The sequence below is a fragment of the Flavobacterium algoriphilum genome (assembly GCF_048158655.1).
Classification (GTDB): domain Bacteria; phylum Bacteroidota; class Bacteroidia; order Flavobacteriales; family Flavobacteriaceae; genus Flavobacterium; species Flavobacterium algoriphilum.
In genome coordinates, this window is the sequence record NZ_JBLNKY010000006.1 from 219,117 (window position 1) to 240,939 (window position 21,823).

The window sequence follows — 21,823 nt, forward strand, 5'->3', positions numbered from 1 at the left end:
TTAGGAGCAGAACGAATGGTTTTTTCAGGGACGAACGGTCCAGCTGTCCGCTGTATATCTGCGCTACGCTGCGAGGATGCCGCTTCCATCAGCGCTATTGATTCCGTTCCCTTTTCAGAATTACCAAATCAAAAAATGCTGTAGCTTGTTATTTATTTTCTCCTCGAATGTATTTGTGTGAACCGTCGCAGTTGGGCATTTTTTTAGACAACCCACAAATGCAATCGTTGAATCCTTTTCCGTCAAGAATTCGTGGAATGTAATTTTCTATTCTCGTTTCCCGAGTTTTGGATTGTTTGGCAGCCGAAAAATACAGATTGTAGGCTCGTTGTCGTCCCGGTGTTAAGGCTTTAAAAGCTATTTTTAAAGAAAGGTTTTTGTCTAAAGCAATTTGCAATTCTTTTATCAATTCAAGTGCTGTATTGCTTTTGAAAATTACTTTCAAGCCCGCTTTTTCAATTTCAATGGCTTCATAAATATAGTTTTTTATGATGGATTTCAGTTCTGTGATTTCTTCCAAATTCGTAAACTTAAAGAAGCGCATGGCCTGACTGTTTTCTCCCGGTTTACTTAGAAGTCCATTGCTGTCTTGTAACAAAGTCCCTTTGAAAAAACTAAGCGCACAGTATTCTTTAAAACTACCTATAAGAGCAACGTTATTTCTTTGAAAAGTGTAACAAGGATTTCGCCACTTAAACTCTTCGATTAGTCCGCAATCGAGCAGCAAAAGTCGCAATTGCTCTATTTCGGGCTGCCATTTTTTGGCCTTGCTTATAAAATCATCAACTTTGGGATTCATTTTTATTAACTTTTAAAAAATAAAGGAGGTTTTGGTTTTATAAAAGTATTAAAAAACCGCGTTGAAAACGCTATAATTGTGCTCTAAATTAAAATTGGTACTCGTTGCAAAGGGGGCACCATTGGGATTATCTTAATATTGTTCAATCATAAATTTATTTTCAATTTATTTTCCATTTTCTGTAACTTGAGTTTTATTTTCCCTGTTTTTAGGCTAGCGCGAGCGTCTCGCTCGTGAACACAATAGTGTCTTGTGTCTACAACGAAAAATGAATGGATAGATGATTCTGATTACCTTTACGAGCGGGACGCTCCCGCCAGCGGGGACTTTTTTTTATGAATCTGGAGTGCTGCAACTCATTTTTTGAAATTATTTAAAGATCAAATAAAAAAATACAATTGGCAGTCGTCGCAAACGAATGCTAGTAGGGGATTTGTACTGCCTATTTATATTTTAAAAAAATCCAGTCTTTGCACCCAGGGAATTTCGAACTCTACAAATGTAAGTTTGGTCTTGATGATGCGGTCACTTTTATCTCTAGGATTTTTAGCGACAAATCTCGCCTTGGAATTTTTAAAATTCAATGTGTATTTTTCATCAAAGTCTTCTTGTTTGTTCGAAGAAAAAGTAATTACGTTGTCTTTCGCAGTCCATTTTCCTTTTCCGTATTTATTTACTTCAGGTAGGAATCCGTTTTTGATTTTAGAATAGGAATGAAATAAAAATGTTCCATCTTGGTGTAAGGTCAATTTATATTCAATTAAATGATCTACTTCGGTGCTAAAAGTAGAATTGTAATCACCAATAAATGCATTCGATTGCGCGAATATAGTCAGATTGAATATTAAAATTAAGGTTGTAAGTAGTAATTTCATCAGTTTGGTTTTTTAATGTTTTTATAACTTTCTGACCTGTTTTATCTGCCCTCGTTTATGGGGATTTGCAATCCGTGACCACAAAGATTACTGTTTTTCCGAAAAGGGTCAGTTCATATTCGACTTTTAAAAGACGTTCATCATAAGTGATTTTCGTTAGAATACCATGATTTATTAACTGATTTAGTTGTGTATCCAAAACCCTTCGAGATGCTTTATGCATTTTTCGCTGCAGTTTACCAGGGCGCTTTATTCCTGAATAAACACACCAAACCAAGCTAATGTTCCATTTCCCATTACTTATTTCCATAAATAAATGCAGCGCACAATCAAGAGAAACTGGTATTTATTTTGTACATCACAAATTAAATTAATTATCAAATATAGGCTATAAAAATGTAATTCTGAATATAGCTAAATTTAGCCGTACTTGTATGTTTTAGTAGCTATCGTTAATTTTGCATTATAAAAATCAGAATATTATGAAACATAAGTTATTTGGAACAAGCACAGGTCTATATTCCAGTGAGATTATATTAGGAACAGCCAATTTTGGAACGAGAATGGGTTTCGGAACAAATCCCGAGGAAGCCAAGGAAATATTAACTGCTTATGCAGATGCAGGAGGGAATTTTATAGATACATCCGATCAATACCAACTTGGCGAATCCGAAGAAGTGGTCGGTAAATTTATTGAAAATCAACGCAATAACTTCATTATCTGTACCAAATACACACGAAGTAGTGAAGCAGATCCAAAAATCAGTAATTTTGGAAATCATCGAAAAGCGATGCGGCAAGCAATAGAATCAAGCTTGAAACGACTAAAGACAGATTACATTGATATTTATATGCCGCATTTTGATGATGGCGTAACGCCGCTTGATGAAATTGTAAGAGGCTTGGAAGATTTGGTATATAGCGGAAAAGTTTTATATACAGGTTTAGCAAACTTCCCTGCATGGAAAGCGGCCACTGTCGCCAGTTCAACAAAATTAACTGCGATTCAGATTGAATATAACTTATTACAGCGTACTGCAGATCGTGAATTTATACCTATGGCTGCACAATTTGGTTTAGGTACAATGACCTATTCACCGTTAGCAGGTGGCTTGCTGACAGGAAAGTACAGAAAAGGTGAAACTGGACGCATAACTCTTACTTCAACTTCTGGTTACCAAGAAAATGAGAATACAAAAACAATTTTGGATCAACTTTTTATCATTGCAGAAGAACTTGATGCTACTCCTGGCCAAGTTGCCTTAGCTTGGGTTTTATCGAAAGGAGCCTTTCCAATAGTTGGAGCACGTACAATTCATCATTTTAATGAGGGATTAAAAGCGACATCTATTCAATTAACTGCTGATCATATTATAAAACTAGATGAGCTAAGTGCCGTTTCTTTAGGTTATCCACATGATTTGCTAGCAACCATTAGAGGTTAGCTCTTAGTTGAAAACATGGCTTTCAAGTAAACGAGTATTTATTGTTTTAAGTGCTTTATTCTGCTTTTTTTAAATTTACAAAGTCAATGTTTACTGCGCTTTAAGTGCAAATGAGAGGATTGGATGAGAGGATTGGATGAGAAGTTGGAGATAACTTGCATGTAATCTCTACAATATGTAAACCCACGTTTATTCATCCGAATTTATGTGGCATGACGCTATTTACCATTTATAATACTACCCTCGTTTATGGGGACAGAATGCAATTCTGCGCTAACGATTGTGAATATCCGAGCGATCGGGCGAAGTAATACTGCGCTGACGACTGTGGATCTCGAAGCGATTGGCATCTTTTTTTGCTGTTGACATTCAATTCCATTTTTGCACAACTATTGCTGTGCCATTGTAAGTAGTGAAAGTTGTGAAACTTATTTTTTTTGATAAAAAAAATGGGTCCGAAAAATAAAACCCATTTTATATCATAGATTGAAACTATAAACGATTGTTTCAAATCGGTAAACTTTGTATCCGTTACAAATGCTTTATTTGTTAAGAAACTTTTTTTATTATTTGGCTAATTTGATTTTGTTTAAAGTAAAAGTCAAATTTGAAATATCAGCTGTAACCTCATTTATTCTTGAGTTTGTAAAATACAAGTAGTTGTTAAATATACTAAATGTATCTGCCCATTTTATTTTATCACCTTCTACCAAAGTGTGAATACTGCCATCTGGTTTTCGATACTGGATTTTATTATTTTCTAAATCGGCAAAATATAAATTGCCGTTGTCGTCAAATAGCATGCCGTCTGGTGCGGCAGTTTTTGCCTCAAATCGAACACTTTCTTCCATGCTTTTTTCATCTTTAGAGTCAAGCATATTTGTTGCAATTGAATAGAGGCTGTATCCTGTAAGGGCATGAAAATAAAGTCGGTCGTTTACAGTGTCTAAGGCTATTCCATCAGAATGAATGGTATTTTTCCATTTTTTATCTCCAAATGTTAAAAAGTTTTGTTCGGCAGCTGTTGATTTGTGGTTGTCTAAAACTCTTCTGGAACGACCTGATTTAATGTCTATGATGACAATACCAGAGTTTCCTGAGTCAGTAAGATAGATTTTTTGACTTTTTTTATCTATCCTAAGATCGTTGATATAAGAATCAGGGTGGTAGCTGTTTTTATCTAAAATATAGGTTTTAACTAATTTATCAGTTGTTAGATCAAAAACAAAAAGACGAGGCGCATCCAATACATTTTCGAATAATTGGCTTCTGGTGTCTAAAACATATAATTGGTTTTCAAAGGCAACTACTGATTGCACTCCAACAAATTTGTTGGCCACAACTGGCTGTCCAATCTCCCAAGAATTCCAATTTTCATCGGGATAGCTTTTTTGAACGGTCGTATTTGTTATTTCCACGACGGAATCATCAACCCCTTTTCTCCATCTCGGAAAGTTTACAAAAATACGCCCGGCATCAGTAAGTGTGACTCCGGTAACTTGTTGCCCTTTGAACGCAGCAACTTCTATCACTTGATTTGCTGTGCTGTCAACTTGTTGATTTTTAACTTCAGCCGCTTTTTTGCTAGTTGTTTCTTTACAAGAAACAAAGAATGTAACTATTGAAAATATAATAAGAATCTTTTTCATTTTAGATGGTTTTATTTGTGGGCGACTGAATTAAGTCATTGCGAGGAACGACATAATCTCATTCCTATTATTTGCTGCTCGTTGTGTGCACAGTTTGCAAAATTACGGCAATGATTGTGGATATCCGAGCAATCGGGTATTAAAATGAAATCAATAGGAGTTATAAACGGGTAGGAGCGTTGTTTTTTAAGGAGCAGAACTAATAGTCTTTTCAAGAACGAATCGTCCTGCTGTCCGCTGTATCTCTGCGCTACGCTTCGAGGATGCCGCTACCATCAGGGCTAAAGATTTCGTTTTACTTCCATAATAACGAAAAAAAAAGATCAGCAAAAGCCAAAACAAGCGCTTTAATAATGCGAAATACCAATACTAATGCATTTTCATCTGTTTACGTTCGTGAGGAGAAAGCTTATACCAGTTTGCTTAAGTCATTGCGAGGAACAAAGCAATCTCACTTAGTTTATCAATTGTTTATTTCCTTCTCGTTGTTGGCATAGTTTGCAAAACTGCGCTAACGATTGTGGTTACAAGAGCGATCGGGTTTATTTCCGAGCAACTTGTTTAAGTCGTTGCGAGGAACATAGCAATCCTTTGCAGTTTATCTATTATTTTATTTGCTTCCTTTGTGGGCACAGTTTGCAAAAGTGCGCTAACGATTGTGCATATCAGAGCGATCGGGGTATCGATCACAGTGTTTTTCAGTAAAGGCTAGCGCGAGCGTCCCGCTCGTGCCCATTACAATTTATAGTGTCTTTACTTTTGTTTGACTTCACGAGCGGGACGCTCGCGCCAGCGGGGGAACGGGTAGGATTAAGTCATTGCGAGGAACGAAGCAATCCCATCCAGTTGGTCTATTATTTTACTTGCTCATTGTTGTGGGCACAGTTTGCAAAACTGCGCTAACGATTGTGGATATCTAAGCGATCGGATGTTTTTATAACTTTCTGACTTGTTTTAACTGCCCTTGTTTATGGGCACAGAATGCAATTCTGCGCTATCAATTGTTAATATCCGAGCGATCTGGGGCTAACTATTATAGATATCCGAGCGATCGGGTTTTCTCTGTAATTAACAGACAAACTCCCTACATAAATACATATAAATTTGCCTGTTAATTTTTAAATTTTTACTTGTTTTTTATCATAGAATGCGCTAACGATTGTGCATATCAGAGCGATCGGGGTATCGATCACAGTGTTTTTCAGTAAAGGCTAGCGCGAGCGTCCCGCTCGTGCCCATTACAATTTATAGTGTCTTTACTTTTGTTTGAGTTCACGAGCGGGACGCTCGCGCCAGCGGGGTGTAGATATCCGACCGATCGGGGCGAGCGATTCTGGATATTAGAGAGGTCGGGTCAAAGTTTGCAAGACTGCGCGAACGATTGTGCATATCAGAGCGATCGGGGTGTTCAAATGCTAGCGCGAGCGTCCTGCTCATGCCGTTTAGAATTTATAATGTATGTGCTTATGTTTGTGTTCACGAACGGGACGCTCGCGCCAGCGGGGTAGCAGATTTAGAAATCTTGTTTTTACTATGCGAACCACACGAAAGGATTCGTGTGGTAGCGTTTTTTTGTTAAATTAAATATTGATCAATTTCGACAATTTCAGTTGCTGGTGTTGCTTTCTCATTCTCATAAGGGGCGATGTTATGTTTAATGGCTAATTTTGTTCCGATTTCGATAAATCCCCAACCATTCCAACCGCCTTTGTAATTAGCCACAACTAAAAAGAACTGGTTTTCATTATTGTCTTTTGCAAAGATAAAGTTTGATAAACCTTTATCTTTTTCGGGTATATTATATACTTCGACAATGATGTAGCCCTCTGAAATCAATTCATTTATATGTTCTTGATCATAAGTTGTGATGTGTTTTTCAGAATACCATCCTACTGAATGTAACGGGTTTGAAATTATATTAGCATTATAGATTTTATCTAGAAGTTCTTTTGATTCTTTTGACTCTATACTTTCTCCTCTTAATTGTGATATTATATTGAAATAATGTTTTGAAATAAATGTTGCATATTTGGAAGTAATTGATTGTGAATAATCATTATTTAAAACAAAATCAAATTCTTTTATTATTTTATTTGCTTCTATACATGCAAATATTGGGTAATCTTTGTCTCTGAAAAGCAGGTCAAATGTATCAAGTGAATTAGAAATTACCAGTTCTCTTTTAGTTAAGTTGCCTTTAAGTTGCTCCGATTGTCTTTTGTATGTTGAAGCTCTATACGTTCCATAAATTGTTCGCCAATTTTGTTCGGTTTCCCAATTTTTGGTAATTTCAAGAATTTTGTCATATTTATTTAAATACAATAAACAAAGTAGATTTAATTTTGTAAGTGTATGGCTAAAACTACGAGATGAAATATTTGGATTATCATACTTTTTTTCAAGTAGTTGATTAAATACCTCAATAGCAATGGGATAGTCGCCATTATAAAAGTGATGCTTGCCAATTGCTATTATAGTTCTTGGAGAATTAGGATTGATTAATTGTGATTGTTCAAGTACTTTTAACTCACCTGGCTTATCTGAAAGTTCTTTTAAAACACGAGAATAGTGGTATTTTAATTGATTGTCTTTAGAATTATAACCAAGTAAATCAGTGAAGCGTGTTTTTAAGCTAGATAGCTCGTTGTGGTTTTTTGTTGTTGTAAAATATTTGTTTAAATCAACAATTAGTGCAAAGGTTGATCTATCAGTTCGATCTTCAATATAATTTTCTTCGAATTCTGTTATTCCTGATTGTTCGTCTCTTGATTTTTGAAGTTGAATTTTTTCCTTTAATTTTTTTAAACTTTCAGATATTTTAGATCTTACTTCTATGTTTTTGGGATTAATTAGTAATAGGTCTCTAATTGAATCACTTAATTTATATGATTCGATGCCAAAGTCATTAGTTGCTCTAAAAATTAAACTAGTTTTTGAAAGTTCGTTTATTGATTCAGAGACCTCTTCATTGCTAAAATGTAAAAATTCAGTAAGTTCTACTTTTGTAGATTCAGTTAAAATGTATGTTGCTTCAAGAATTGCAATAGAGTTCTGATTTAGTGATTCTATTAAATTTTTATAGGAAAATAAAGCTATGTTTTTTTGCGATTGGTTAATTGATTTTGAAATATCTACACCTTTGTTGAATAAGTCAATTGTTAATCTTATTGCTAATGGATTATTATTTGCCATTTCTGCAATGTTTTCAAGTGTTAGTTGTTCAGTATTTTGCACACCTCGCTTTCTAAAGTAGTTTCTTGCTAAGTTAATAGCGTGCCTTTTTACTAAGGGTTCTAATGGAACTGTTGTTGCAGAATCAACGGATATTCTAGATGTAACTATTACACGCCATTGTTGAGGTAATGATTGATTAAAATCTATGAATTCATTTTGTGAATTCATTAAAAGAGTTTCAAGGTTGTCAATACAAATTAAAACTTTTTCGTTTTCTAGTTTGTCACACGCGTCATCGAAGGAAACAAAGTTAAAATTGTCATATAAAATATTTAAATCTAATAAAAGAGATTCCTTTATTTGGTCAATTCCGTTGATAGCTTCAATTTGTTCGATTCCATCTGCAGTAAGTCTTTCATTTTTGAGTGTGCAAAAAACTATCGAACTGATTTGTTTACTAAATGTGGGTGTGAGGCTTAATTCTTTCAAAAATTGAAGAATTAATGCTGTTTTACCAATTCCACCAGGAGCGACAACAGCAATAAGATTATTTCTTACTTTAGAGATAGTTGAATATAAGTCTTTAAATTCCTTATCTCTACCTAAAAGGCCTGTTATTTCGTGGTCAAATGAATTTGGTAAATTATTAGGAATAGCCCATTTTACATCATTGTACCAATCCTCCGGAGGTGAATGTAGGTTTTCAGCTAGCGCGGCATTTAATGCTTGTCTAACTTTTTCTAATCCTAATTTTTCAATTAAAGGGTCGCTAGCTATCGTAGCCGATTTAAACCAATAAGAATCAGGAAAAGGCCTGTTAGGATGGCTTATTGCGTTACGAATATCAAAAATTCCTAAATATGTACATAAGTCTTTTAAATCAATCATATGCTTATTTAGCGATGTTCCTGCGGTAACGTCAATTGCCAAATTGAATACCTCGTCTAAGTAACTAGACTCTACTAAAAATGATATGTCGTCATTTGATCCTTTGTAGTTTTGAATGTCTCTTTTTAATATTGATTTTTTACTTTTATCAGAAATATTATCTAAAATTTCATTTTCTATAACATAATTTCCTAATGAACTTTCAAGTTCATAAAATATCATAGCGCTTTTAATTCTAAGCTTTTGGATTTCATTCATGATGTTTTGAGATATTTTTATAATAATTACAAGTAATTTAATACGTTATTATTTATATTATTACTACTTATTTTTGGTGAATAATTGATGTTTTGTTTCGTACTTGATTGTTATCAAATGTACATTTTTTAAATACCATAAGTGACAACTGAAATAATTATCTCCCAAAATTAATTCCTTTTATGTGAAGAACTTTACGGGAAACCTCAAAACGCAATTTTAAATAAAATGCCCTAGCCCTGATAGCAGCGGCATCCTTTTTCTTGCTTCTTTAGCAAGGAAAAGATAAAGCGGATAGCAGGAATAGCTTCTGAAAAAGTTTAATGTGTAAGGTTTGAAAATTCAAGTTTTTTAAGTGTTTTTTGTGTTCTTGCTGATGAAGCTATCTCTTATGTAGGTAAAAGTTTTTCGCAGCAAGGAATACACCAAAAACGAACCTTGCAAACTGAATACTTTTTTCGTAATTTTGCACTCTAAATAAAGGACTAAGAAAATGTTAGATAGACTTCAAATAGTAAAACAACGTTTCGATGAGATATCGGATTTGATTATTCAGCCGGATGTAATCTCGGATCAGAAGCGTTATGTGCAATTGAATCAAGAGTATAAAACTTTGAAAGCTTTGGCTGAAAAGCGCGATGAATACGTGCTTCTCATGGCAAATATGGATGAAGCAAACGAAATAATTGCGGATAACAGTGATGCAGATATGACCGAAATGGCCAAAATGCAACTTGATGAAGCGAAAGAAAGATTGCCGGAATTAGAGGAAGAAATCAAATTTATGTTGATTCCTAAAGACCCGGAAGATGCAAAGAATGTAATGGTGGAGATTCGTGCCGGAACGGGTGGGGATGAAGCGAGTATTTTTGCAGGGGATTTATTCCGTATGTACACGAAATATTGTGAAAACAGAGGTTGGAGAACATCTGTTGTGGATATGAACGAAGGAACTTCGGGTGGTTTCAAAGAGGTGATTTTTGAAGTTACCGGTGAGGATGTTTACGGAACCTTGAAGTTTGAAGCGGGCGTTCACCGGGTACAACGTGTACCGCAAACGGAAACGCAGGGACGTGTTCACACATCAGCAGCGACTGTTATGGTATTGCCGGAAGCAGAGGAATTTGATGTTCAAATTGATATGAATGATGTACGTGTGGATTTCTTCTGTTCGTCAGGACCAGGTGGACAATCGGTAAATACAACCAAATCAGCGGTTCGTTTGACGCACATTCCAACCGGATTGGTGGCGCAATGTCAGGATCAAAAATCACAACATAAAAATAAAGACAAGGCATTTGGCGTTTTACGTTCCCGTTTATACGAACAGGAATTAGCTAAAAAACAAGCGGAAGATGCAACAACACGTACGTCTCAGGTAAGTTCTGGTGACCGATCTGCTAAAATTCGTACCTACAATTACGCACAAGGTCGTGTAACGGATCACCGTGTCGGTTTGACGTTATATGATTTAGGAAACATCATGAATGGTGACATTCAGAAAATTGTTGATGAGTTAGCGTTAGTAAACAACATGGAAAAATTGAAAGAAGCAAGCGAAGTTTTTTAAAGAAAATAGATTTTGGAATAAAAAGAAAAAAGACCATGCTACCTAATCTAGCATGGTCTTTTTTTATAAACTTTTATAGGCTTCAATAATTCTATAGGTTACTATGTCATTTGTTGCCATTAATTGTATTGCTTTTTTTGCTTTAGCTTCAGAAAAAGTATAACCACTTGCATAACCAGTTGGTGTGTTTATTTCCCAGAAATACACCGTTTTATTTGTTGTTTTGCTAATTTTAATTTTTTGTTGTTGTGAAATTGTTGTTGGCTCCTTTTTTTCTTTTGGGTTTGCAAACAAAATCGTAGTCGCAATTAAAGTTGCTGATAAAATAATTTTTTTCATGGTTTATATTTTGTTAGATTAATACTGCAAAGATGGTATATCTTTTGGTTTTATTTGTTATATAAATTCATTTTTATTAGATAAGTTACTCTTATTTATTTAAGAATCAAGTTCTTTTGAGGCGAAAATACTATTTCAGCATCTGTTCTGTCAATCTATTGCAGTACCGATTTAAAAAAAATGAATTGCAGTAAAATATAGTATATTCACTTATTTTTAAGTTATAAAACCGCCAGTCCTTTTGGGGTTTTTTTCATAAATTTGCAGCTCATAATTTAAATAATGACTACACAACAACTTATCGACCAAATCAAAATCAAGAAATCATTCCTAGCGGTAGGACTCGATGTTGATTTAAATAAAATTCCACCCCATTTATTAGAACTGGAAGATCCTATTTTCGAATTTAATAAAGCGATAATTGATGCTACCCACGATTTAGCCGTAGCTTACAAGCCCAATACTGCTTTTTATGAAGCCTATGGAATAAAAGGGTGGATGTCGTTGCAAAAAACAATCAATTATATTAATTCAACCTATCCGGATATTTTCACAATTGCCGATGCGAAACGTGGTGATATTGGAAACACATCTTCAATGTATGCTAAAGCTTTTTTTGAAGATTTAAACTTTGACAGCGTTACTGTTGCTCCTTATATGGGGAAGGATTCGGTGGAACCATTTCTAGCTTTCGAAAATAAACATACGATTATGTTGGCTTTGACTTCGAATGAAGGTGCGTTTGATTTTCAAACCTTAAACGTAGGTGGAACCCGAGGCGAAGTCGAACGGAGCGGAGCTAAAGAATTGTACAAGCACATATTAGAAACCTCTAAAACGTGGAAAAACAGCGAAAACCTAATGTATGTTGTAGGTGCTACGAAAGCCGAATATTTTACTGAAATTCGTAAAATTGTCCCTGATAGTTTCTTGCTTGTTCCTGGAGTGGGCGCCCAAGGAGGAAGCTTATCTGAAGTTTGTAAATACGGTATGAATGCGAACGTAGGATTACTGATTAATTCTTCAAGAGCCATTATTTATGCCTCAAACGGAACTGATTTTGTTGAAAAAGCAAGAGCCGAAGCGTTGAACATACAACAGGAAATGGAACAAATTATGAGTTTGACGTTTAACGTTTAAAGTTTTTGGGTTTTTATAAAATATTTGAATTCAATCATGCTTCATTTTAAACCATTAAGAAATTAAGTTTTATTAAGCTTGCGCTAAGATTTGAATCAAAAACTTTACCGTTAAATTTTTTAAGCCTTAATTTCTAAATTTCTTAATGGTTTAAAAATATAATTTTTGATTAGATTTACTCAACATTAAATTTGAAACTTGAAACAAAAAACTTTAATCGATCAACTCGGGACATCCCATTCTTTTAAAACATCGCCAAAACGCATTATTTCATTAGTTCCTTCACAAACAGAATTGCTGTATGATTTAGGTTTGGAAGACCGAATTGTTGGGATTACCAAATTCTGTGTGCATCCCTATCATTTTAAAGCAACGAAGAAAATCGTTGGCGGAACCAAGAAAGTTCATTTTGAGAAAATTAGATTGTTGCAACCCGATATCATCATTTGTAACAAAGAGGAAAATACACAGGAAATTGTGGAGGAATTGCGTAAAATTTGTCCGGTATGGGTGACGGATATTATTACGATTGAAGATAATTCTCAAATGATTACTGACTTTGGCCAGCTATTCAATTGCAGAACCGAAGCCCAGAAATGGAACGATAAATTGGCTTTTGCACTGAGCGATTTTAAAAACTTCGTCAAAGATATACCCGTAAAAAAAGCAGCATATTTCATTTGGAAAAACCCCTTTATGGTCGCTGGTTCGGATAATTTCATCAATGAATTACTGAAGCTAAATCATTTTCAGAATATCTATGAAAATAAATCGCGTTACCCAGAAATCGAACTCAAAAAAATGCGATTAGAAGGTGATCCGGATTTGGTTTTTCTATCCTCAGAACCTTATCCTTTCAAGGAAGAAGATGCTTTTGAAATAGGCCGTTATACCCATCATGCAAAAACAGCGTTTGTAGATGGTGAAATGTTTTCTTGGTATGGAAGCCGCTTGCTAAAAGCGTTTGACTATTTTAAAAAAATACATCAAAATTTATAGTTCACATTCTTCCAAAACTAATTCTTCCTTAGCAAGGTTTGTCTTTAAAGTGTTTTTTTCTATTTCAAAATTTTGTTCAGCAAACATCTGATATTCTCTTTTAAGCTTTTCTATTTCACTTTTCTCTTTCAATAATCCAATCATCGGTGTAACTTTTTTGCAAATTTACGTTTTACAATTGTTAAATTAGCATTAATATATGTTAAGATTGAGATTTAAAATTAAAATCCTATTTTTACAAAAAATAAAAACGTGATTAATTACACCATTTACGAAAATAAAAACACCAATCAGTGGGTAACTTTTGTGCATGGTGCGGGCGGAAGTTCTTCTATCTGGTTCAAACAAATACGCGATTTCAAAAAGCAGTATAATGTATTGTTATTGGATTTGCGTGGTCACGGAGAATCAAAACCTACTTTGAAAACGGCTTTCAAGCAGCACTATACTTTTTCGGCTTTGGCCAATGATATTCTGGAGGTTCTAGACTTTCTTAAAATAAAAAAATCACATTTTGTGGGAATTTCATTAGGTACCATACTCATCAGACAATTAGCAGAAATGTATCCGGAACGGGTTCAAAGTATGATTCTTGGCGGGGCTATTCTAAAAATGAATTTCCGTTCTCAAGTACTGATGCGATTGGGAAATATGTTTAAGTATGTTTTGCCTTATTTGGTTCTATATAAGTTTTTTGCTTTTGTCATCATGCCTAAAAAAAGTCACAAGCAATCCCGTGTGCTTTTTATAAACGAGGCCAAAAAATTATATCAAAAAGAGTTTATCAAATGGTTTAAACTCACTGCCGAGATTAATCCGGTTCTCAAATGGTTTCGTCAGGTCGAATTGAATATCCCTACGCTTTATGTTATGGGTGAGGAGGATTATATGTTCTTACCATCGGTTCGGAAAGTGGTGGAGAATCATTATAAATCTTCTAAACTATTTGTGATAGAAAAGTGTGGACATGTAGTAAATGTAGAGCAACCTAATGCTTTTAATGATGCAGTACTTTCTTTTATAAATACCGCTAAATAAAAAAATGCCTGCATTATAAATGCAGGCAATTCTTTAACTAACCAAAACCAAAATAATAAATAACCAGTTTATTACCTTGCAAAGGTCATACATAAGCAAGTGTTATGCTGTTAAGATTTTGTTATTACTTTGTTGTATATACGTTAAGTTTTCTTCTTGAATTTTAAGAATAATACATACAACTCTATGATTTAGGAGTTGATTGTAATTATTTTTTGTCTTGCAAAGCAAAAACCTTTTTCAATATATCTGAAGTTTTGGCATTTAAATTGGTTCTGATATTTTTTTCTTCGACAGTAATCATTTTGAAAATCCCATCCAGTGCTTTGTTGGTGATTTAATCGGTTATGTCAGGATTCACTTTTGAAACCAGAGGAATAGTATTGTATTTATTAATGATTGAATTCCAAATTACATCAGCGCCCACTTTATTGATTGACTTTTGTACAACAGGACTGAATTTTTAAACTGTTACCATATAAAAACTATCGATTTTGATTAAGAAAGTAAGTGTGTTATCTTTGAGAGACACTTCTAAATTCTGTTATGAAAACGTATAACATAATTTGGAAGAAGTTGAGATTGATAATTTAGAAAGCTAAAAATAGTTTAACTATATAAGATGAATATTCTGAAACTTGAATTGTTAACAGATTCTCTCGATGAAACCGAGTTGTTTTATAACAACGTCTTTGGGTTGAAAACTATTTCGAAAACCGATTCGAGTATTTCATTTGAAACGGGTTCTACAAAGCTGACTTTCAGGTCTTCTGAAAATTTAAAACCAGTGTATCATTTTGCTTTTGATATACCTAATAATAAATTAGGGGAAGCCTTTGCCTGGATAGAAAAAAAGACAAAAATTTTAGAGGTAATTCCACCCGAAAAAATAGCCGATTTTTATAATTGGAATGCAAAATCTTTTTATTTTTATGATAATAATGGAAATATTTTAGAATTCATCGCCCGTTTCAGTTTGGATAATGCTTCAGATAAAGAATTTAATTGGGCGTCAATTATATCCGTTAGCGAGATAGGTTTTGTTACAAAAAATGTTTCCCTGCTCAGTGATGAAATGTTTAATAAATACGGCCTTTTTATATTTTCAAAACAACCTAAACTAAATAAATTCATAGTTTTAGGAACTGATACAGGACTTTTTATTCTGGTGGAAGAAAATCGAGATTGGTACCCCACGCAAAAAAAAGCAAAATCGTTTTGGACTAAAGTAGTATTTGACAATAATGGGAAAATGAGTGAAATTGAAGTTTATTGAATGAAAAACGGAAAATCTGAATCAAGGGTTGGAATGTGTCAAACGGCACAAAAAAGGTTTTCAAACTTTGTTACATTACTATCAATGCTCACCAAAGTGAGCATTGATATATAAATAAATTATTTATTTTTATGGGGTTTCGGCTCCCTCTCCTTTGGAGAGGTTTTGGGGTGAGGATTTAAGAAAACACCACCGTTTTGTTGTTGTAAACCATCGTTTTTCGTTCCGCATGTAATTTTATGGCTCTTGCCAAAACCATACGTTCCAGATCTCGTCCTTTCATGATAAAATCTTCGATGGAATGACTGTGTGAAACTCGGGCAATATCTTGCTCGATAATCGGACCTTCATCTAATCCTTCGGTCACATAATGGCTGGTGGCTCCAATAATTTTTACGCCGCGTTTAAAAGCGGAATGATAGGGCTTCGCTCCAGGAAATGCAGGAAGAAAGGAGTGGTGAATATTGATAATTTGATTTTTGTATTGCGCAATTAAATTGGGTGTAATAATCTGCATGTAGCGCGCCAAAACAATAAAGTCAATATTGTATTGCTTCAATAAATCCATTTGTTTTTGTTCGCCTTCAGCCTTAATGTCTTTGGTGAAAGGAACATAATGAAACGGAATAGAAAAACGTTCTGCCACTGATTTCAAATCCTCATGGTTGCTTATAATCAAAGGAATTTCAAGGGGCAATTCACCGGCGCTGTATCGTCCTAAAATGTCATACAAACAATGATCGTATTTAGAAACAAACAGCGCCATTTTTGGATTTTCGTCTTGGGTGTACATTTCCCAAGACATATTAAATGGAGTTGCTAAATTAACTTGAAAATCAGTTTTTATCGCTTCAATATCCCAATTTTTGGCACTGAACTCACATTCCAAGCGCATGAAAAATACATTTTCATCGGCATCCACATGCTGGTCCAGATAGATAATGTTACCATCAATTGACGCAATATAATTGGTAACAGAGGCAATAATTGCTTTTTGGTCTTCGCAATGTATAAGTATGGTGATTTTTTGCATTTTATGTATGTCTTTCTACTTTAATCCGTGTAGTATTTTTTCAAAACTAAACGTTTTTCTTTTTTATAAAAAAAAATGATTTTAGGGTTTGTTTTAAAATAGGGAACTGATTATTCCCAAATTACCTCTTGTCTTGCATGGCAAAAACTTTTTGCAATAGAATGGAAGTTCTGGAGCTTAAATTGGTTCTGATATTTTTTTCTTCAACGGCAACCATCTTGAAAACGCCATTCATCGCTTGATTGGTAACATAATCAGTCAAGTCAGGATTTACTTTGGTTATTAATGGAATGCTATTGTATTTTGTTATAATGTTAGACCAAACTTTATCGGCACCCACTTTAGAGAATGAATTTTTTATCACAGGATTAAATTTTCCGTACAAAGCTGTTGCGGTGCTATTTTGTAAATAAGTAGTTGCGGAACTTTCATTACCCATCAAAATCGATTTGGCATCCATGAAAGTCATGTTTCTTACCGCATCTACAAATATGGGAGTCGCTTCCTTAACCGCGTCTTCGGCAGCACGATTCAATACTCTTAAACCTTCGTCAGCAAGCGAACTCAATCCAATTTTTCTTAAACCAGAATCTACTTTTCTTAATTCTTCCGGAAGTAAAATTTTTACGGCTTCATTTCTGAAAAAACCATCTACTGCAGTTAATTTAATTACTTGTTTAGAAATCCCATTATTCAGTGCTTCCTTCAGTCCACCTGCAATATCAACGCCGCCTATTCCTTGTGTTTGCGGTAATTGATTGAGAACTTGCTGCATTTCGGCACAACTGGAAAGTGATACCGCTACCATTAAAATTAAAAGTTTTTTCATCTTAAATTGTTTTATACGTTTACTTCATCAATTTGGCCTAAGGCTTGTGTCAAAAGTACTACTTATTCAAAAATAAAACCAGATTTTATTTAGGAGCACAAACTTTAGGATTATTAAGAAACAGTTGTCCCGCTGTGCGCTGTATCCTCGCTGAAAAAGCGAGGGATGCCGCTTCCATCGGGGCTTAATAACACAATCCTTGCTTATTTATCAACAACTATGAACGAGATTAAATAATTTTTAAAATAAAATCGTAAATTGCACTCTTAAATTATCATATTCATAAAATGGAACTCGTAAAACCGTATATCCCTGTTAATAAAGTAAGAATTGTAACCGCAGCAGCTCTTTTTGATGGTCACGATGCAGCCATCAACATCATGCGTAGAATTATTCAATCTACCGGTGTTGAGGTCATTCATTTAGGTCACGATAGAAGTGTGGAAGAAGTGGTAAATACAGCGATTCAAGAAGATGCTAATGCAATTGCCATAACATCGTATCAAGGTGGTCACAACGAATATTTCAAATATATGTACGATTTGCTTCAAGAAAAAGGAGCCGGACAAATTAAAATTTTTGGTGGTGGAGGCGGAGTGATTCTGCCTACAGAAATAGCCGAATTACAAGCCTACGGAATTACCAGAATTTATTCTCCTGATGACGGGCGCGCCATGGGTTTACAAGGAATGATAAACGATTTAGTGCAACGCGCTGATTATGCTATCGGAGATAATCTGAGTGATGAAATCGATCATTTGGAAGAAAAAAATCCAAAAGCAATTGCCCGTATTATTTCATCAGCAGAGAATTTTCCTGATGTTGCAGCCCAAACATTGGAAGCAATCCATAAAAAAAATGAAAATTGTACTATTCCGGTTCTTGGAATTACGGGAACGGGTGGGGCAGGAAAATCATCGTTGGTAGATGAATTAGTGCGTCGTTTTCTAATCGATTTTCCAGAAAAAACAATCGGATTAATATCAGTAGATCCATCCAAACGTAAAACTGGTGGCGCATTGCTAGGAGATAGAATCCGAATGAATTCCATCAATAGTCCCAGAGTCTACATGCGTTCATTGGCCACACGCCAATCGAACTTAGCTTTGTCAAAATATGTTGCCGATGCAATTCAAGTGATTAAAGCAGCCAAATATGACATTATAATTTTGGAAACTTCTGGAATTGGGCAATCCGATACGGAGATTATGGATCACTCCGATGTATCCTTATATGTAATGACACCAGAATTTGGTGCTGCAACCCAATTAGAGAAAATCGACATGCTTGATTTTGCCGACTTGGTAGCAATAAACAAATTCGACAAACGCGGTTCTCTTGATGCGTTACGAGACGTGAAAAAACAATACCAGCGCAACAACAATCTTTGGGATGTCAATCTAGATACACTTCCGGTTTTTGGGACGATTGCTTCGCAGTTTAACGATCCGGGAATGAATACGCTTTACAAAGCGATAATGGATAAAGTCCAAGAGAAAACGAATTCTGATTTGCAATCTACGTTCCAAATCACGCGTGAAATGAGCGAAAAAATATTCGTTATTCCGCCACACAGAACCCGATATTTATCTGAAATTGCCGAAAGTAACAGAAAATATGATGTGACGGCGGTAAGTCAGGAGCAAGTAGCCCAGAAATTATACGGAATTTTCAAAACGATTGAATCCGTTACCAAGAAAATCCCTGAATTGAATAAGACTGGAATTAATGATGACTCGGTTTTACCAAGTGCTTTGGAATCAGAAAAACCGGGAGTAGCTGAGGATAGAATCTTTTTGAATCTTTTACTGAATCAATTTGATAAAGTAAAAATGGATTTGGATTCTTATAATTGGGAAATCATTTTGACTTGGAATGAAAAAGTAAATAAATATAAAAATCCAGTTTATACGTTTAAAGTTCGGGACAGAGAAATAAAAATGCCAACACATACGGAGTCGCTTTCACATTCTCAAATCCCGAAAATAGCTTTACCAAAGTATCAGGCTTGGGGTGATATTTTACGTTGGTGTTTGCAGGAAAATGTTCCTGGAGAATTTCCTTTTACCGCAGGTTTGTATCCTTTCAAGCGTGAAGGAGAAGATCCTTCGCGAATGTTTGCTGGAGAAGGCGGACCGGAAAGAACCAACAAACGTTTTCATTACGTGAGTGCTGGATTGCCGGCAAAACGATTGTCAACGGCTTTTGACAGCGTAACTTTATACGGAAACGATCCACATGTACGTCCAGATATTTATGGGAAAATCGGGAATGCCGGAGTTTCTATATGTTGTTTGGACGATGCCAAAAAACTATATTCCGGTTTCGATTTGGTTCATGCGATGACTTCGGTAAGCATGACTATCAATGGTCCGGCACCCATGTTATTAGGGTTTTTTATGAATGCTGCGATTGACCAACAATGTGAGTTTTACATCAAAGAAAATGGTCTTGAAAAAGAAGTTGAAGCGAAAATCAACGAAATATATGCAGCAAAAGGAGTTGAAAGACCGCATTATCAAGGTGATTTACCCGAAGGGAATAATGGTTTAGGGTTGTTACTTTTGGGCGTAACCGGTGATCAGGTTTTGCCTTTGGAAGTGTATAACGAAATCAAAGCAAGAACGTTATCCCAAGTTCGTGGAACAGTTCAAGCCGATATTCTGAAAGAAGATCAGGCACAAAACACCTGTATTTTCTCTACTGAATTTGCATTGCGATTGATGGGCGATGTGCAGGAATATTTCATTACCAAGAATGTCAGGAACTTCTATTCGGTTTCTATTTCGGGCTATCATATTGCTGAGGCTGGCGCAAATCCAATCACCCAATTGGCTTTCACACTTTCTAATGGGTTTACGTATGTAGAATATTATTTGAGTCGTGGCATGAACATTAACGATTTTGGACCCAACTTATCCTTCTTCTTTTCGAATGGAGTTGATCCTGAATATGCCGTTATTGGTCGTGTAGCACGTAAAATTTGGGCGAAAGCCATGAAAAACAAATACGGTGCTAACGAACGCGCACAAATGTTGAAATACCATATTCAAACTTCTGGTCGTTCCTTACACGCTCAGGAAATTGATTTCAATGATATTCGGACTACTTTGCAAGCTTTGTATGCGATTTATGACAACTGTAATTCCTTGCATACCAATGCCTATGACGAAGCTATTACAACACCTACAGAAGAATCAGTGCGACGGGCGATGGCGATTCAGTTGATTATCAATAAAGAATTAGGATTGGCTAAAAATGAAAATCCAATTCAAGGTTCGTTCATCATCGAAGAATTAACGGATTTAGTGGAAGCGGCAGTTTTAGAAGAATTTGATAGAATTACGGAGCGTGGTGGTGTTCTTGGTGCTATGGAAACCATGTACCAACGCAGTAAAATTCAGGAAGAAAGTTTGTATTACGAAACCTTGAAACATACGGGTGAATTTCCAATTATCGGAGTGAATACGTTCTTGAGTTCCAAAGGCTCTCCAACGGTAATTCCAGCCGAAGTAATTCGTGCTACCGAAGCAGAAAAACAATATCAAATAGATATGTTGCAGCATTTACACCAGTCCAATCAGGATTTAGTAGAGGAACAATTGAATACACTTCAGGAAGCAGCCATTAAAAACGAAAATTTATTCGAACATTTAATGGAAGCCACAAAAGTTTGTTCTTTGGGACAAATTACTTCGGCTTTATTTGAAGTTGGTGGGCAATATAGGAGGAATATGTAAGCAGAGAACCACTTTTTGTGTAGCAAAAAAGGGTGTGAATCGCTTATCCTGCTTTTGTGCAGGATCTCAAACACTCGCTTTCGCTTTTTAAAGGGTAATGGTCGCTTATCCTGCTTTTTTGGGGAATATTTTTTAATATTTAATAAAGACCTTTCAGTGATGAGGTCCTTTTTTAATTTATTATAAATTACATTTGAGGCAATAATTTATCATAAAAAGAGGCTGTTGTTGTAAAGACAGCCTCTTAAAAATGATATACGGGTATTCTTTTCGGTAGCAAATTAATCAACATTTGCTACATTTTTATTTTTCAATGCCGGTTTCTAAACTTCCGAGATTGCTTTTGTTGTTAAAATTGACTTTTCTTCAGAAATAATAATTTCATGTCTTACTTTTTTTAGATACTGTTTTCCATAACCAAATAATAAGTTCCAACTGGAAATTCATCTAAATTAGATGTCCTTACGATTCCTTTCTCACCTTTTGCATTTTCGGCGTAAATTAAGTTATCCTCATTATCATAAATAGATATTAACTTTCTTGATTTGATTTAGAGAAAAGCTAATTTTATTTTCTTTACTTTTTTTTACATCAACATAAACTTAATTTTAAAATCTTTTTCATGATACTATTTTTTTAAATTAATAAGGCTAAACTACTTCAATGAGACGTGCTGGAACACAGCTGGTTTTTCTGATTTAGGTACTATTTTATCATTTACGAAAACGATATATATTGGAAAGACTGGTGTTGTATTATATAACTGTGTTG

16 protein-coding genes and 1 pseudogene are annotated in these 21,823 nt (G+C 34.9%); 7 read left to right on the top strand and 10 right to left on the bottom strand.

Annotated features, from left to right (window positions below; all coding sequences use genetic code 11):
* Positions 1 to 148: 148 nt before the first annotated feature.
* The 3 genes from ACM55G_RS11940 to ACM55G_RS11950 all read right to left on the bottom strand — a co-directional run bounded on the left by ACM55G_RS11940 (position 149) and on the right by ACM55G_RS11950 (position 1,984).
* Positions 149 to 799 (bottom strand): DUF1801 domain-containing protein, encoded by a 651-nt coding sequence (locus ACM55G_RS11940; RefSeq protein WP_416844165.1) that lies wholly within the window; start codon positions 797 to 799, stop codon positions 149 to 151.
* A gap of 446 nt (positions 800 to 1,245) precedes the next feature.
* The gene (locus tag ACM55G_RS11945; protein WP_416844167.1) at positions 1,246 to 1,674 is read right to left on the bottom strand and encodes a hypothetical protein; all 429 of its coding nucleotides are present in this window, start codon (positions 1,672 to 1,674) and stop codon (positions 1,246 to 1,248) included.
* 55 nt (positions 1,675 to 1,729) lie between these two features.
* A complete protein-coding gene (locus tag ACM55G_RS11950) occupies positions 1,730 to 1,984 on the bottom strand; it encodes a winged helix-turn-helix transcriptional regulator (protein WP_416844168.1) in 255 nt (84 codons plus the stop codon).
* Positions 1,985 to 2,156: 172 nt separating this feature from the next.
* Between ACM55G_RS11950 and ACM55G_RS11955 the strand changes: the two genes are divergently transcribed.
* Positions 2,157 to 3,119 carry an aldo/keto reductase gene (locus ACM55G_RS11955; protein WP_416844170.1) on the top strand — a complete coding sequence of 321 codons (963 nt, stop codon included), beginning with the start codon at positions 2,157 to 2,159 and terminating at the stop codon, positions 3,117 to 3,119.
* Positions 3,120 to 3,685: 566 nt separating this feature from the next.
* On the opposite strand, the gene ACM55G_RS11960 is transcribed toward ACM55G_RS11955, so the two are convergent.
* Both ACM55G_RS11960 and ACM55G_RS11965 read right to left on the bottom strand, forming a co-directional pair.
* On the bottom strand, positions 3,686 to 4,768 hold the full coding sequence (locus ACM55G_RS11960; RefSeq protein ID WP_416844171.1) for an L-dopachrome tautomerase-related protein: 1,083 nt from the start codon (positions 4,766 to 4,768) through the stop codon (positions 3,686 to 3,688).
* Positions 4,769 to 6,343: 1,575 nt separating this feature from the next.
* A complete protein-coding gene (locus ACM55G_RS11965; RefSeq protein WP_416844172.1) occupies positions 6,344 to 9,088 on the bottom strand; it encodes a hypothetical protein in 2,745 nt (914 codons plus the stop codon).
* A 493-nt stretch (positions 9,089 to 9,581) separates the two neighbouring features.
* Between ACM55G_RS11965 and prfA the strand changes: the two genes are divergently transcribed.
* On the top strand, positions 9,582 to 10,658 hold the full coding sequence (gene prfA / locus ACM55G_RS11970) for a peptide chain release factor 1 (RefSeq protein ID WP_379859166.1): 1,077 nt from the start codon (positions 9,582 to 9,584) through the stop codon (positions 10,656 to 10,658).
* Between the two features lie 63 nt (positions 10,659 to 10,721).
* Here prfA and ACM55G_RS11975 read toward each other — a convergent pair whose 3' ends face one another.
* Complete coding sequence (locus ACM55G_RS11975) at positions 10,722 to 10,997, bottom strand: hypothetical protein (protein ID WP_416844173.1); 276 nt, start codon at positions 10,995 to 10,997, stop codon at positions 10,722 to 10,724.
* Positions 10,998 to 11,279: 282 nt separating this feature from the next.
* Here ACM55G_RS11975 and pyrF point away from each other — a divergent pair, with 282 nt between their 5' ends.
* On the top strand, positions 11,280 to 12,137 hold the full coding sequence (gene pyrF / locus ACM55G_RS11980) for an orotidine-5'-phosphate decarboxylase (protein ID WP_416844174.1): 858 nt from the start codon (positions 11,280 to 11,282) through the stop codon (positions 12,135 to 12,137).
* A gap of 198 nt (positions 12,138 to 12,335) precedes the next feature.
* The gene (locus ACM55G_RS11985) at positions 12,336 to 13,136 is read left to right on the top strand and encodes an ABC transporter substrate-binding protein (protein ID WP_416844175.1); all 801 of its coding nucleotides are present in this window, start codon (positions 12,336 to 12,338) and stop codon (positions 13,134 to 13,136) included.
* On the opposite strand, the gene ACM55G_RS11990 is transcribed toward ACM55G_RS11985, so the two are convergent.
* Positions 13,131 to 13,280 (bottom strand): hypothetical protein, encoded by a 150-nt coding sequence (locus ACM55G_RS11990; RefSeq protein WP_416844176.1) that lies wholly within the window; start codon positions 13,278 to 13,280, stop codon positions 13,131 to 13,133. The two genes, ACM55G_RS11985 and ACM55G_RS11990, sit on opposite strands and share 6 nt — an antisense overlap.
* 108 nt (positions 13,281 to 13,388) lie before the next feature.
* On the opposite strand from ACM55G_RS11990, the gene ACM55G_RS11995 reads away from it, so the two are divergent.
* On the top strand, positions 13,389 to 14,174 hold the full coding sequence (locus tag ACM55G_RS11995; RefSeq protein ID WP_416844177.1) for an alpha/beta fold hydrolase: 786 nt from the start codon (positions 13,389 to 13,391) through the stop codon (positions 14,172 to 14,174).
* A 208-nt stretch (positions 14,175 to 14,382) separates the two neighbouring features.
* On the opposite strand, the pseudogene ACM55G_RS12000 reads toward ACM55G_RS11995, so the two are convergent.
* Positions 14,383 to 14,637, bottom strand: a pseudogene (locus tag ACM55G_RS12000) (DUF4197 domain-containing protein); the annotation flags it as partial.
* Between the two features lie 159 nt (positions 14,638 to 14,796).
* On the opposite strand from ACM55G_RS12000, the gene ACM55G_RS12005 reads away from it, so the two are divergent.
* Positions 14,797 to 15,450: a VOC family protein gene (locus ACM55G_RS12005; RefSeq protein WP_416844178.1), complete on the top strand. Its 654-nt coding sequence runs from the start codon at positions 14,797 to 14,799 to the stop codon at positions 15,448 to 15,450.
* Positions 15,451 to 15,628: 178 nt separating this feature from the next.
* On the opposite strand, the gene purU is transcribed toward ACM55G_RS12005, so the two are convergent.
* Together purU and ACM55G_RS12015 are read right to left on the bottom strand one after the other, a co-directional pair.
* Complete coding sequence (gene purU / locus ACM55G_RS12010) at positions 15,629 to 16,483, bottom strand: formyltetrahydrofolate deformylase (protein ID WP_416844179.1); 855 nt, start codon at positions 16,481 to 16,483, stop codon at positions 15,629 to 15,631.
* A gap of 121 nt (positions 16,484 to 16,604) precedes the next feature.
* Positions 16,605 to 17,312 carry a DUF4197 domain-containing protein gene (locus ACM55G_RS12015; protein ID WP_416844180.1) on the bottom strand — a complete coding sequence of 236 codons (708 nt, stop codon included), beginning with the start codon at positions 17,310 to 17,312 and terminating at the stop codon, positions 16,605 to 16,607.
* A 287-nt stretch (positions 17,313 to 17,599) separates the two neighbouring features.
* On the opposite strand from ACM55G_RS12015, the gene ACM55G_RS12020 reads away from it, so the two are divergent.
* Entirely contained in the window at positions 17,600 to 21,052 is a 3,453-nt protein-coding gene (locus ACM55G_RS12020) for a methylmalonyl-CoA mutase family protein (protein WP_416844181.1), read from the top strand.
* Positions 21,053 to 21,823: the final 771 nt, after the last annotated feature.

Excerpts from the sequence above, each read along its gene's own strand:
- ACM55G_RS11940 (WP_416844165.1), bottom strand. The coding sequence starts at position 799 with ATGAATCCCAAAGTTGATGATTTTATAAGCAAGGCCAAAAAATGGCAG.
- ACM55G_RS11945 (WP_416844167.1), bottom strand. The coding sequence starts at position 1,674 with ATGAAATTACTACTTACAACCTTAATTTTAATATTCAATCTGACTATA.
- ACM55G_RS11950 (WP_416844168.1), bottom strand. The coding sequence starts at position 1,984 with ATGGAAATAAGTAATGGGAAATGGAACATTAGCTTGGTTTGGTGTGTT.
- ACM55G_RS11955 (WP_416844170.1), top strand. The coding sequence starts at position 2,157 with ATGAAACATAAGTTATTTGGAACAAGCACAGGTCTATATTCCAGTGAG.
- ACM55G_RS11960 (WP_416844171.1), bottom strand. The coding sequence starts at position 4,768 with ATGAAAAAGATTCTTATTATATTTTCAATAGTTACATTCTTTGTTTCT.
- ACM55G_RS11965 (WP_416844172.1), bottom strand. The coding sequence starts at position 9,088 with ATGAATGAAATCCAAAAGCTTAGAATTAAAAGCGCTATGATATTTTAT.
- prfA (WP_379859166.1), top strand. The coding sequence starts at position 9,582 with ATGTTAGATAGACTTCAAATAGTAAAACAACGTTTCGATGAGATATCG.
- ACM55G_RS11975 (WP_416844173.1), bottom strand. The coding sequence starts at position 10,997 with ATGAAAAAAATTATTTTATCAGCAACTTTAATTGCGACTACGATTTTG.
- pyrF (WP_416844174.1), top strand. The coding sequence starts at position 11,280 with ATGACTACACAACAACTTATCGACCAAATCAAAATCAAGAAATCATTC.
- ACM55G_RS11990 (WP_416844176.1), bottom strand. The coding sequence starts at position 13,280 with ATGATTGGATTATTGAAAGAGAAAAGTGAAATAGAAAAGCTTAAAAGA.
- ACM55G_RS12005 (WP_416844178.1), top strand. The coding sequence starts at position 14,797 with ATGAATATTCTGAAACTTGAATTGTTAACAGATTCTCTCGATGAAACC.
- purU (WP_416844179.1), bottom strand. The coding sequence starts at position 16,483 with ATGCAAAAAATCACCATACTTATACATTGCGAAGACCAAAAAGCAATT.
- ACM55G_RS12015 (WP_416844180.1), bottom strand. The coding sequence starts at position 17,312 with ATGAAAAAACTTTTAATTTTAATGGTAGCGGTATCACTTTCCAGTTGT.
- ACM55G_RS12020 (WP_416844181.1), top strand. The coding sequence starts at position 17,600 with ATGGAACTCGTAAAACCGTATATCCCTGTTAATAAAGTAAGAATTGTA.